This window comes from Hymenobacter tenuis (assembly GCF_054780495.1).
Map to the genome: position 1 here is coordinate 1784213 of NZ_BAAGWF010000001.1, position 12381 is coordinate 1796593.

General features: G+C 54.9%; 10 protein-coding genes. 7 read left to right on the plus strand and 3 right to left on the minus strand.

Annotation, left to right across the window (positions count from 1 at the left end; all coding sequences use genetic code 11):
* The first annotated feature begins 337 nt into the window (after positions 1–337).
* From ACYVGU_RS07830 to ACYVGU_RS07840, 3 genes are all read left to right on the plus strand, one after another.
* Positions 338–2074, plus strand: coding sequence for a M28 family metallopeptidase (locus ACYVGU_RS07830; protein ID WP_460621587.1), 1737 nt, complete (start codon positions 338–340; stop codon positions 2072–2074).
* A 189-nt stretch (positions 2075–2263) separates the two neighbouring features.
* Positions 2264–2788, plus strand: a complete 525-nt coding sequence (locus ACYVGU_RS07835; RefSeq protein WP_460621588.1) for a hypothetical protein — start codon at positions 2264–2266, stop codon at positions 2786–2788.
* A gap of 147 nt (positions 2789–2935) precedes the next feature.
* A complete protein-coding gene (locus tag ACYVGU_RS07840; RefSeq protein ID WP_460621589.1) occupies positions 2936–3949 on the plus strand; it encodes a S41 family peptidase in 1014 nt (337 codons plus the stop codon).
* A gap of 40 nt (positions 3950–3989) precedes the next feature.
* Here the strand turns inward: ACYVGU_RS07840 and ACYVGU_RS07845 are convergent, their stop codons facing one another.
* Positions 3990–5960, minus strand: coding sequence for an OmpA family protein (locus ACYVGU_RS07845; protein WP_460621590.1), 1971 nt, complete (start codon positions 5958–5960; stop codon positions 3990–3992).
* A gap of 351 nt (positions 5961–6311) precedes the next feature.
* Here ACYVGU_RS07845 and ACYVGU_RS07850 point away from each other — a divergent pair, with 351 nt between their 5' ends.
* Together ACYVGU_RS07850 and ACYVGU_RS07855 are read left to right on the plus strand one after the other, a co-directional pair.
* Positions 6312–7397, plus strand: a complete 1086-nt coding sequence (locus ACYVGU_RS07850) for a hypothetical protein (protein ID WP_460621591.1) — start codon at positions 6312–6314, stop codon at positions 7395–7397.
* Between the two features lie 395 nt (positions 7398–7792).
* Entirely contained in the window at positions 7793–8353 is a 561-nt protein-coding gene (locus ACYVGU_RS07855) for a hypothetical protein (RefSeq protein WP_460621592.1), read from the plus strand.
* A 102-nt stretch (positions 8354–8455) separates the two neighbouring features.
* On the opposite strand, the gene ACYVGU_RS07860 is transcribed toward ACYVGU_RS07855, so the two are convergent.
* Positions 8456–8971 (minus strand): NUDIX hydrolase, encoded by a 516-nt coding sequence (locus ACYVGU_RS07860; RefSeq protein WP_460611656.1) that lies wholly within the window; start codon positions 8969–8971, stop codon positions 8456–8458.
* 311 nt (positions 8972–9282) lie between these two features.
* On the opposite strand from ACYVGU_RS07860, the gene ACYVGU_RS07865 reads away from it, so the two are divergent.
* Both ACYVGU_RS07865 and ACYVGU_RS07870 read left to right on the plus strand, forming a co-directional pair.
* A complete protein-coding gene (locus ACYVGU_RS07865; protein WP_460621593.1) occupies positions 9283–10719 on the plus strand; it encodes a DEAD/DEAH box helicase in 1437 nt (478 codons plus the stop codon).
* A gap of 176 nt (positions 10720–10895) precedes the next feature.
* Complete coding sequence (locus ACYVGU_RS07870) at positions 10896–11375, plus strand: hypothetical protein (RefSeq protein ID WP_460611654.1); 480 nt, start codon at positions 10896–10898, stop codon at positions 11373–11375.
* Between the two features lie 118 nt (positions 11376–11493).
* Here ACYVGU_RS07870 and ACYVGU_RS07875 read toward each other — a convergent pair whose 3' ends face one another.
* On the minus strand, positions 11494–11664 hold the full coding sequence (locus tag ACYVGU_RS07875) for a hypothetical protein (RefSeq protein WP_460611653.1): 171 nt from the start codon (positions 11662–11664) through the stop codon (positions 11494–11496).
* Positions 11665–12381: the final 717 nt, after the last annotated feature.

Genomic DNA, 12381 nt, shown 5'->3' on the forward strand with positions numbered 1-12381 from the left:
AAGGATAAAACGAATAACCCGACAAAAAACGGTGGTTTGAGCTAATGATGAAGCTAGTGCGCCCGGAATTCCCTAGGCCTTCGCCATAGCCAAACCCCATCAACATGGTTATCAGCCTATTCGAAGTACATTACTGACTGCATTGGAGTAGCCCACCAGGTAACCTAGCGCGCAAAGTGCGCCGCACCCGCCATGCTAAAGCACCCGCGTTCCTTTTAGCACTTTCGCGAATATCTGGCTACTATTGAGAAATCGAATGGTATCTGTCAGGTTCCTAGGTGGGTTACTGCGCTCAAGTCGGGTCCCACTGGCCACAACCTCTTTCCTTCCACTGTGTATGCCTTTTTCTACTCGTTTCTCCTCTGTTTTATCGGTTCCGGTTTGGCTGCTGGGCCTGGCGTTGGCCGGCTGCCAGTCGAAGCAAGCTAACACCGCCGACTCTGCAACTACCACCGCCACCACCTCCGATTCAAGTGCAGTTGCCACGGATACGTCTGCCTCTGGCGGCGCTATCAGTGCGGCCAGCATCAGCAAGTATTTGCAGGCGGTGTCCTCGGATGAGATGATGGGCCGCAAGCCCTTTACCATCGGCGAGGAGCGCAGCACAACCTATCTGGCCACTGAATTCAAGCGCCTAGGCCTTCAGCCGGGCCCAAATGGCACCTATTTTCAGCCGGTGCCGCTAGTTGAAATCACGGGCACCCCTTCCGCTACCCTGCAGATTAAGGGCGGCGGGCAGCCGCTGAGTCTGCAATACAAAACTGATTTTGTGGCCTTCACGCAGCGCGAGCAGCCCGAGGTGAGTGTGAGTAACTCGCCGCTGGTGTTTGCCGGTTACGGCGTGGTAGCCCCTGAGTACGGCTGGGATGATTATGCCGGCCTCGATGTGAAAGGCAAAACCGTGGTGGTACTGGTAAATGACCCCGGCAACGCCGGTAACGACACGACTCTGTTCAACGGCAAGGCCATGACCTACTACGGCCGCTGGACCTACAAATATGAGGAAGCTGCCCGCCACGGTGCCGCCGGCCTGCTCATCGTACACGATACCAAACCGGCCGCCTACCCCTGGTCAGTGGTGCTAAGCGGCGCCATCAGCCCGAAGCTGCGCGCCCAAACCCCCAACAAAGGCGCCGACAAGTGCGCCCTAGAAGGCTGGCTCACGCTTGATGCCGCCAAAAAGCTATTTTCGGCGGCCGGCCAGAACTACGACCAGCTCTACACCGCCGCCAATACCAAGGGCTTCCGGGCGAAGCCGCTAGGTAACCTCACGCTCACGGCCAGCATCCGGAACACAATGCGCCGCCAAACCTCGCGCAACGTGCTGGCCGTGCTGCCCGGTACCACTCGCCCGAACGAATACATCATTTACTCTGCGCACTGGGACCATTTTGGGGTAGGCAAAGCCATAGCCGGCGACTCCATTTATAACGGTGCCGTAGATGATGGCACAGGCTTGGCCGCGCTGCTGAGCATTGCCGAAGCGTTTCAGCAGGCCAAGCAGAAACCAGCCCGTAGCATCGTGTTCCTAGCCGTAACGGGCGAAGAGCAGGGCTTGCTTGGCTCGGCGTACTACGCCCAGCACCCGCCGTTTCCGCTCAACAAAACAGTGGCCGACCTGAACATGGACATGCTCTGGCCCTACGGTCAGATGAAGGACCTCACCGTTATTGGCTACGGCCAGTCGGAGCTGGAGGACTATGCCCGCGCCGCCGCCCAAGAGCAGGGCCGCTACGTGCTACCCGACCAGACACCCGAAACCGGCATGTTCTACCGCTCCGACCACTTCAGCTTTGCCCACGTGGGCGTCCCCTCGCTCTATGCCAGCGGCGGTTTTGAGAGCCGCACCGGCGGCAAAGAGGCCATTGCCAAGCAGCGCCAGAACTATACCACTAACATGTACCACAAGCCCGCCGACCAGTTTGACCCTAGTTGGGACCTAGGCGGCATTGCCCAAGACGCCCAGCTGTATTTCCGGGTAGGGCAGCGCCTAGCCAATGAAACCACCTTCCCCAAATGGCGCGCCGGCTCCGAGTTTAAAGGAGCGCGGGATAAGAGTATGGGTGGAAAGTAGAACAAGAAATACGCTGACATGACAGCCTCAGAAGCACTAACACACTTAAAGTCAAGTAACACTGAGGAGCAACTAACCGCTCTACGGCAGCTTGTCCAACTAGAGGTAATACCTGAGCTATATGCCATTTGCGTAGCAAACCTTAGCAGTTCAGATGATAGAGTTGTCTTTTTCAGCTTGGATATGCTAGTGAAAAAATATCCATTACAACTACATAACGACGCCAAACTTCTTACTAATCAATTAATTCGTCTCTTAATCACTGGCGACATTCCTGTTTTCGACAGAGCCACCTGGGCCTTAAATGTTGCGGGTGAAAATTCCCTTCATGAACTGGTCAGTTGTATTACTAAGTCAACAGAGGATCATGCTACTCTGCGGTACATCCACGCACTAAGCAGAAACAGGTACCGCCATCGGCATCCGGCCTTAGTAGTTGAAACGTTACGTGCTCAACTCGAGAGCAAAAGCTATCAAATTCAACTAGCTGTAGCCGATGCGTTGCTAGAGATGAGCCCACTGGCAAAAAAGAGCTTCCCTGACAGCCCTTTACAACGTTCTGATACGAATGCCTACGACTTTAAGCCAGTGTATATAGAAGTAGCAGAGGTGTATTGGCAACTCCTGGAACTGCATAAGGAGGATTATCAATGGACTTCTTGGATTGCTCGTCAACTCCACTTACTTGATAACCTGGGGTTGTCCTATCGATAAACACCTATAGCACCTCGCCATTTAGTCGTTCTAGCGGCACAAATCAGCCAATACATCTACGCACAATAAAGAAATCAGCACAACCAACCCTTTGCCTGCAATCCGCATCTTCGTAGCATGAAGAAATTAGGATTACTCGTGTTACTTATGGCTACCGCTCAGGTGGCACAGTGTCAAACTACTACTACGCCTCTCCCCGATTCGGTTAAAACGTTTTTGGATAAAAGCTTAACACTGTTAGAAACTTATTCGCTGGAGCGCAACACCGTGGATTGGTCCCAACTGCGCCAGACAGTGTATCAAAAAGCGCAGGGGGCACAATCGGTGCGGGAGCTGCTCCCGATTTACCCCTATGTGTTTGAGCAGTTGAAGGACGACCACGGCTGGCTGACCTATAAAGGTAAATCCTACAAGTGGCGCAACCAGGCCCGGAAGGTTTACGCCAACGCCACCGTGAAGGAAGCCCTGGCGAAAAAGCCGGGCGTGCTGGTGAAGATGCTGCCCGGGAACGTAGGCTACGTACAGCTGCCGGGCATCAATGCCGGGGGCAGCCTGCAAGCTATGCGCGACGCGGCCAAGGTGGTGCAGGACTCCCTCTGTCGCATCAACCCCGATAAAGCCAAAGCCTGGATAATCGACCTGCGCCTGAATGATGGCGGCGCAATGGCTCCTATGCTGGCTGGCCTTGCCCCCCTTATCGGCGACGGTCATCTGGGCGGTTTCGTGGATAAAGACGGCAAGCCCGACCAGCAGTGGTATCTGCGCCAGGGAAACTTCTACATGGATACCATGCAAGTAACCACGCTGGAAAACCGCTGCCCTGTACGCCGTACCGATAAGCCCATTGCTGTGCTGCTCAGCGGCATGACGGCCAGCTCGGGCGAAATAGTGGCTATCAGCCTGCGCGGCCGGCCCGTTACCCGCTCCTTCGGAGAACCCACTTACGGCGCCACTACGGCCAATGAGAGCTACCTAATCAGCGGTACTTCTTACCTCACGATTGCCGGGTTGCAAGACGCCGACCGCAACCAGGTAGCCTACAAAACCCACCTCACCCCCGACGTGCTCATAACCAGCGGCGACAACTTCACTGACCTTACCAAAGATGCCAAGGTAGCGGCGGCGCTGAAGTGGCTGAAGAAACCGAAGCAAAGCAAGTAACCAGCTCCAGCTAGTGCAGTAGTGGCCGCAAGCCTTTCCGCTACCGTCCCGTCACCCGGAACTCTACGCGGCGGTTCAGGCGGCGGGTGGCTTCCTGGGCGTTGCTGGCGCTAGGCTCCGTCCCCCCCAATCCTATACCCGTGATGCGCGCAGCGCTAATGCCGTGGTTAACCAGATACAGCTTCACAGCGGCTACTCGCTTTTCACTGAGTACCACATTCTTGTCTGCCGCCCCCACGTTGTCGGTGTGGCCGCGCAGCTCAATGGTCAGGGCCGGGTTCGTGGTCAGCAGGTTTACCAGCTTGCGCAGGGCCGGGTAGGAAGAAGGCAGCAGCCTCGATTTTCCCTGTTCAAACTGCACATTCTTTAGACGCAGCGTGGTGCCAATAGCCAGTGGCTTCAGCAAAATATCCTGCACGTACGGGCCCGCCAACGGCATATAGGTGCTGTCGGTGGGCAGATACCCCGGTAGCTCCGCGCGGGCGGCAGTAGCATGGCCCGGCTCCACCAGAAACGAAAATGCCCCCTGAGCCGTGAGCGAGACGGTGGTTTCGGCTCCGGTAGGGCCTAGGTGCAGCTGGGCTTGGGGCAAGGGCTGGAAGCTAACCGCATCGAGCACCCGGCCCCGCCAACTGCTGGCCGCCACGGCAGCGGCGGACGGGGCCGGCAGTGAGGGAGCCCGAAACACATTGCAGCCTGCCAGATCTGTATAAATACCGCGCCGTACCTGACTTGCCTGCCGGCGCTCCAGATCGACCTGATAAATGGCTTTAGGGCCCGCCAGATACAGACGCTGCTGGCCGGAATCATCGTTCTGCAGCAGCAGGTCGCTGTAGCCGCCGCGTTCCGGCAGCCCACTAATGGGCGTCAGGTTGGGGGCTGGCTGGCGGGTTTTCAGGTTGATGCTCAGCAACGAGCCATCGGTGCTATACACTTGGTATAGTGTGTGGTCGGGGGCCAGACAGAAGTTGCCGTGCGTGCCGGCACCCGCAAACCCGATGGTGGAATAGAAGGGCGCCTTTCGCAATGGGTCTGACGCCCAGACCAGAGTTACGGTGCTGTCAGTGGGGCTGACTTTCACGAGCTTGTTGGCATCGGAAGTCATGAAATAGAGGTCGCCCTGCTCATCCGTAGCCGCCGAAATCCAGACGTTTTCAGGTCCCTGAGCAGGCAGCTTCCAGGAGGTATAACGGCCCTGGCGCGTAGCCGGGTTGTAGCGGTACACGTATTCGGGCGCGTTGGTAGGTGCCTTCGTGACGGCATACAGGCAGTTGTCGAAGCCCTTGGCCAGCGCATACGACTGAAATGGCAACGCCCGCCGATGAATTTTTGGGGGCCGGGTCAGGTCAGCTGCCGAAAACTCATGAATCGTACGGCAGTCGTCTTCCCATAACTCATTGTCGTAGCGCAAGGCCGCAATGCCGTACATCTTATCATCGCACGGCTGCGCAACATAGCCGGTACGTGGCGGACTACTGCTTAAGCGAAACGATTTCACCAGTTCCTCGCCGGCAGCCAGGTAGCGTGCGTCCAGGGCAGTAGCCGCCTGGTACTCCACCTGATAAATATAAGTACTACCCCACAGCTGGCGCCCAAGTACCCGAGTTCTTTCAGTAGCAGCGGGGCGGATGGCGAATGTATACTGGTAGCTTAACTCCTGGCCAGAGCCGGCGGCATGCTGCTGAAGGCGAAGCACCTGAGCCTGCGGCTGCTGTAGTATACGGCTCCAAACGGAATCCTGCTGACCGGCGCCCGGCCGGCCGACACTACCCTTTTGGGCAGTAGAAAGCGGCCGGACGCTTACCGTTACAATAGCCTGGTTTTGAGGTGGCCCGGCCGTAAAAACTACTCCCAGCTTATTGTCGCTCAGGTGTTGGCGCCACGAGGTGTCCGGCAAGGTGAGTTGATACTGGGCTGTAAGGTTGGTGTACACGTTGGCCCGCGGCGGCTCCTGCGCATACAATGCAAGCCAGCAAAGCGCCAGAACCAGCGTCAGCAAAACCTTCATCATAGCGGAGCAAGCAAAGAAAACAGCCTTAAATATAGGGAAGCTAGCGTCACGACGCTTGCCAGTAGCGAGGAGCAAGAAAACTGTTTTTTCGTTGGGGGTACCCAATCGCAAGCGGCAAAGTGAAGCGGTTCAGACTCGAACATGACCTAGGAAGCCACGTGGAAGGTAGCGTCCGATGAAAAGGCGTGGCATACCCGACTACATAGCTCGAATGGAATACTTTTTGCTACCCCTGCTTTTAATCCCAACCCGGCTCTCCCTGTACCCTGCCTGTGTTTCTCTCCGAAAGCATTTTCGGATTCTGGCTGCTTAGTAGCGTGTAGAGTGGAAGCTTATTAACCGTTTCTATTTGTGCGTATATATTTACTAGGTACCTCTCTGCTGCTAAGTGGCATTTTATCGGTTCAAACCAGCGCGGCGCAATCTGTGGAAGCTGTGCGCGAGTTTGATGGCCCCATTCAGGTTGATCCTGATTCGCTTACGCGCAACCTGTTCCGGCAGGCCAAAGTCCGCTCCGTACACACAGTACGCCTCACGGAAGAGGGTGAAGTGCGCGACACGGTTACATATCAGGAAATCGACCGGTTTGGCCGCTATACGAGGGTAGACAGGAAGCTTAGCCCGGAATTGCACCGGCAATGGAGCTACGACGCGCGGGGCCGCTGTACGTCCCTGATTACGTATCCAACCTCTAGCTGGCGCCATACGGTAATTTATACCTACAACCCCGACCTGCGCCGGGGAATTCAAGAGGTGATAAAGGCCAATGGTACCCGCACTACCATCAGTGAAGTGAAGCTGGAGCAGCGCGCTGACACGCTCCTGACGGAGTTTATTTCACATGGTATACCGCTCGGCTACAGCACCATCTTGAACCGGGAAAGCCGCGACCTTACTATGCGCTATACCCCCCACCCGGATACCGTACTGGTTCTGAAGTACAACTACAATGGGCTGGGGAAGCTGGAGTGGTCCGGGGCGTTGTACAACGTTAGCCGGCGAGGCCGCCTCCTGGAAGTTGGGAGCCTTGATTTGCGTGATGTTGCCAAGGTCCAGAAAGTAAAGTACGAGGCCGGAAACGTGGCCCCGCTGCTTTCCTACGCTCAGGTTTTGTCGGCGCTCCGGCATAAACAGGGCTTTTACAGTTACCCCCGGCAACGCTGGACTTATGACAGCAACAACAGGGTAGCGACGCAGCAAACCTGGACCCGCATAAATCGGTCGGGGCAGTTTGCTACCACGATAGTAAAATACACCTACAACTCAGCCAATCAAATTATTTCTCACGAGCAAAGTACATCCTCTGTGTATAGTCCGGCCAAGAAAACCTACTCGGTATTTTCTTATTTACCCAACGGGCTATTGCTACGCGAAACATCGGATGCCCGCAGCGAGAAGCCGGCCTTTTACCGTTATGAGTACCAGTACTATGAGTAAGAGACTACTACCCAGAGTCATATTACTCATTTGGATTAAATAAGCAAATGACTCATTATCTGATTTATACAGCAAGTATATTATCAGCTGTTAATCCTCACGCACCTAATTAAACAAATGGTTATTTTCAATAAAACACAGAATCAACACATACACCCATTTGTTTAAACACAAATTTGACTGTTATGCTGAAGCTACTGGTTGACTGTTTAAGCTGGTATAATCATACTTGGCCTACAGCAGCAAGAGCTGCTAGGCAGCCCGGACAGCACAACCTCTAGTTCTGTCGGGGGAAATGCCACACTGGCCGAAACCACGCCGGAGCGGCCGACAGATTTCCTATCTTTGCCCTGTCGAAATCCGGCCATACCTGCATCAGGCTTTTACTTTCTATTATGAAGAAATTTTTCCTCCTCTCCTTTCTGCTACTAGGCACGCTGGCTGCTTCGGCCCAATACATGCCAGGCAAGCCCCGCAAGAAATACACGTTCCCTAAAAAGGATGAGGAAAGCCCCTACGTGCTCAACGTGACCAAGAACACCGATGAGGATGCCGAGGTAGACGCCTGCGTTACGCGCGTGGCCTACCGCCCGTATGCCGAGCTGCTGGTGGAAATCAATGAGCTCAAGCGCATGAACAACTGGGCCGATACCACCTACCAGCGCCGCTTCGACCACCTGCCGGCCGGCGGGCAGCTAACGGTTACCATGTATCGTCGGGGCGCTCAGAACGCTGATCCGGCTTACCTCAGCCTAGTAGCCAAAACCAAGGAAGGCAAAGAAGTACTGAATCTGGCGGAGCTGCCCGCTGGCCAGGGCCGTTTCTGGAACCGCGACCTGTACATGAGCAAGCGCACGATTCCGTTCACGAAGGTAGAGGCGCCCCAGGATGTAACCCTGGTAATCAACGACGCCAAGACCAAGCAGAACTTCGAGTACATCATTAAAGCCCAGTAGCCCGAAGGCTTTCCGGCTAAGAGATACCTAGTAGCAACGCCCGCGAGGCCTACCCCAACGTGGGTACGTCTGGCGGGCGTTGCTGATAGTAGATACCGGGGCTTAACTGCGCCGCAATTGGGCCCACTGGGCCGCAATAATAGTTTTCCCATCCTGGAAAGAAGCAGCCGCGAGTTGCCCGGGAGTGAAATACACCGCTTCTATCTTCTCGTGCTCTTCGGCCAGGCCCCCGCCCTCGCCGGATTTGTGCTTTACCTCGGCATAAAACACGGTAATAATTTCAGAGCTGGTGCCCGGCGAAGGGTACATGCGCGCAATTTGCTCCAGGTACTCTACCTCATAGCCCAACTCCTCCTGAATTTCGCGTCGGATTGCTTCTTCCGGTTCCTCGTTTCCATCTATCATTCCGGCGGCCAGCTCCACTAGCTCGGCTTCGGGACCAATGCGGTACTGGCGCGTCAGGATGTACTGCCGGGTTTCGGTATTCCACACCAGCGCCGCTACCGCAGTTCCGGGCTCAAACCGTTCCCGGTGCAGCGTATCGGCGCCATCCTGCACTTGCAGCTGGCTAAGCTTATAATGACCATTGTAAGCAACTTTACGGTCGGTGATTTTCATACGGCGACTAACTAAAAGACAACATATTTACGAGTAGAGTAAACGGAATTACACGTGAATAGTGTTGTACCAGCTACCGCCGCCTGGCTCATACCCACGCGTTTTTCGCTGGCCCAGCACCACGTAAAAGCCTGTAAACAAGGCCTGGTAACCGCTGTTATACTGCTTGCTATCAGCATAAAAGTCGCTCATATTTTTCCATACCCAGTTCAATATCCGGCAGTCGGCGTAAAAAAGCCGACCTTTGCCGTAGCAAGTATTGTTTTGCCATTTCTACTGCCCGTTTGGCAGCTGTTTTTTCTTCTCTTTTGATGTCGTTCGACGAACTAAACCTTATTGAACCCATCCTGCGTGCCTTGCACGAGGAAGGGTACACTACCCCTACCCCCATTCAGCAGCAGGCTATTCCACAGGTGCTGGAAGGCCACGACCTGCTAGGCATCGCCCAGACGGGAACCGGCAAAACGGCCGCTTTCACCGTACCTATCCTTCAGATTTTGCACCAAACAGCCCAGGTAGAGCGTCATGCTCCCGGGCGTATTCGTTGCCTGATTCTTACGCCTACCCGGGAACTGGCTATTCAGATCGGCGAAAGTTTTCAAGCCTATGGCCGGCATCTACCCAAGCTGCGCTCCACGGTTATTTTTGGCGGCGTAGGCCAGCACCCGCAGGTGCAGGCGCTTAAGCGCGGCGTTGAGGTGCTTATTGCTACCCCTGGCCGTTTGCTCGACCTCATGGGTCAGGGCTTCGTTGACCTGCGCAACATCGAAGTGTTTGTGCTCGACGAGGCCGACCGTATGCTGGACATGGGCTTTATCCATGACATCAAGCGTATTCTGCCCAAGTTGCCCACCCGGCGTCAGACCCTGTTCTTCTCGGCTACCATGCCCGGCCAGATTCAGGAGTTGGCCAACAGCATCCTGCGCCCGAACCCGGTAAAAGTGGCCGTTACCCCCGTATCAAGCACTGCTGATACCGTAACCCAAGCCGTGTACATGGTCGAGAAAAACGATAAGGCGGCCTTGCTGGAACACGTCCTGACGGACAGCAACATCCGGCGGGTACTGGTATTTACCCGCACCAAGCACGGAGCCGATAAAGTGGTTCGCACGCTGGCCAAAGCCGAAATTCCGGCGGAAGCCATCCATGGCAACAAGTCCCAGAACCACCGGCAGCGGGCACTTAGTAGCTTTAAGGCAGGTAGTACGCGGGTACTAGTAGCTACTGATATTGCGGCGCGCGGTATTGATGTGGAGGAGCTGACTCACGTTATCAACTACGAAATTCCGAACGAGCCGGAAACCTATGTGCACCGTATCGGTCGTACGGGCCGGGCTGGCTCCGATGGTACGGCCCTTTCCTTCTGCGACGAAGAGGAACGCGCCTATTTTCAAGACATCCAAAAGCTGATTCGCCGTCAGGTACCCGTGGTGCAGGCGCATCCTTTCGTAACGAACATGGTGCCGCCAGTACCACTTTCGGGTGGTCCGGTTATTAAGCGGCCGAAGGGCCCGGCTGGTCGTCCGGCCCGCCCCGGCCGCGGCACCCAGCCCGCTGATTCTGGTCGGGCAGCAGGTTCGGGCCGTCCGCAAGGGCAGGCGCCAAGCCGGAACGACCGGGGCGCCGGACAAGGCCAGCGCGGCGGGCATAGTTCCGCAGGCCGGGCTGCCGGGGCTCGTCCGGAAGGCAGTGGCGGCTCAGGAGGCAGCGGCCAACGCCGGCGCTTCCGCGGCGACAGTAGCCGGTAAGTAGGTTGCGTTTTTGCGCGAAAATCGATGCTTCTTTACTTAGTAAGGAAGCATCGATTTTTTTATGACCCAGCCCTTCCGGCAAGCTCCTCTTTGCGCTAAAAACAAAAGGCCGGCCCTGCAACTTATTCACAGGATAAGTCCTTCTTTCTGCGTCACATTTCTCTTGTTTTGTTATGGCTCAACGCACTCTTCCCGTTATTCAGGCACTGCGCGATACGGCACACCGCCTAGCTACCCAAGCTCCTTACCAATGGGGGCATATGGGTAGCTGCAACTGCGGGCACCTGGCCCAAACGGTAACCAAGCTTACCAAAGGCGAAATCCACGCCCGCGCCATGCAGCGCTACGGCGACTGGGAGCGGCAGCTAACCGATTACTGCCCTACCAGCGGCCTGCCCATTGATGAAACCATTGATGAAATGCTCGCACTGGGCTTCACCCGCCAAGACTTGGCTCACCTAGAGCGTCTCTCTGACCCCACCATCCGTATGGCCATCCCCTTTGAGCGCCGCGATGCCCTTCGGCACAACCAGCGCGATGACGTAGTACTATACCTACGTACCTGGGCCGATTTGCTCGAAAATGAACTGCTGGCCGGTATTTCCTTGCCCTCGTTGTTGCCATCCGCCACCCTGCAGCCAGTGCTGCGCTAGGGTCAGCCGCAACCCTTGCAGAACGCAGAAAGCCCCGCCGGCCATAGCCAGCGGGGCTTTTTTATGGGGCAGAAGCAGCGACTAAGGAATTAAGCCCCCTCAGTGCACTACCTAATTGCTAGTAATTAACGTTGCTACGCTGTGCTTCGCGGTATTGCTCCGTGCGGTGGCTACGCTTATAGGCCGCATCCGCGTTGGGGTCTTTCTCCGCATCGGGAGCTTGCGAGCAGGACGAGAGGAACAGCGAGGCGCAGGCGGCAAACAGGAAAGTCAGACGAAGATTTTTCATGCGCCAAAGGTAAGCACCGACCCGAAAACTCCCAAGCACTTCCTTCGGAATCGAAAACCACCGGCCACTACTTGTTGCATGATAGGCCGGCAGGGTTGTTAACAAATAGCAACTCCTATCAGGAGCACATGGTTTTCGGGGGAGCTAGCAGGAGCATTTACAATTCTATCAACCGATATATAGCGTGTATTTGTCGGCAGTATTGACTTGCTAGAGTATACAGTTCCCGCGCAATAGGTACTCTGCAAAGGGTGAGCTCACACGCCTACTCAAGCTGGGCTGCTAATGAATAGTCTAAACCTCACTTTCAGTTTCTCTCACTAAATGTATTAGCGAGGCCATGAATAGTGTATGTATGACTTTTCAGGTCTTTTCAGCAGTCAATACGATTAGCAAGCATAGCATATTAGGGCTACTGTGTTAGCTCAACAAAAGAACCCTATATTGATATAACTTTACCAAGTAAATGATAATACCATTACTAAGCACTTTAATGTCAAGAACAAGTTGATTTACGTTATTTCAATCCCTTGATAATAAGGTATTTACTTCATTCAAAAATTATGTTCTATCAACAGGATTAGCAAACAATAATATGTTGTTTTGCCCGGCACATAGACAATATATAATAAAGCAAATTTACTACTTAGCACTCTTAGTACCCACCTCTATTTAGAGAACTAAAACTGATACTGACAAATTGTATTAATACGATAA

Excerpts from the sequence above, each read along its gene's own strand:
- ACYVGU_RS07830 (WP_460621587.1), top strand. The coding sequence starts at position 338 with ATGCCTTTTTCTACTCGTTTCTCCTCTGTTTTATCGGTTCCGGTTTGG.
- ACYVGU_RS07845 (WP_460621590.1), bottom strand. The coding sequence starts at position 5,960 with ATGATGAAGGTTTTGCTGACGCTGGTTCTGGCGCTTTGCTGGCTTGCA.
- ACYVGU_RS07865 (WP_460621593.1), top strand. The coding sequence starts at position 9,283 with ATGTCGTTCGACGAACTAAACCTTATTGAACCCATCCTGCGTGCCTTG.
- ACYVGU_RS07855 (WP_460621592.1), top strand. The coding sequence starts at position 7,793 with ATGAAGAAATTTTTCCTCCTCTCCTTTCTGCTACTAGGCACGCTGGCT.
- ACYVGU_RS07870 (WP_460611654.1), top strand. The coding sequence starts at position 10,896 with ATGGCTCAACGCACTCTTCCCGTTATTCAGGCACTGCGCGATACGGCA.
- ACYVGU_RS07860 (WP_460611656.1), bottom strand. The coding sequence starts at position 8,971 with ATGAAAATCACCGACCGTAAAGTTGCTTACAATGGTCATTATAAGCTT.
- ACYVGU_RS07875 (WP_460611653.1), bottom strand. The coding sequence starts at position 11,664 with ATGAAAAATCTTCGTCTGACTTTCCTGTTTGCCGCCTGCGCCTCGCTG.
- ACYVGU_RS07840 (WP_460621589.1), top strand. The coding sequence starts at position 2,936 with ATGGCTACCGCTCAGGTGGCACAGTGTCAAACTACTACTACGCCTCTC.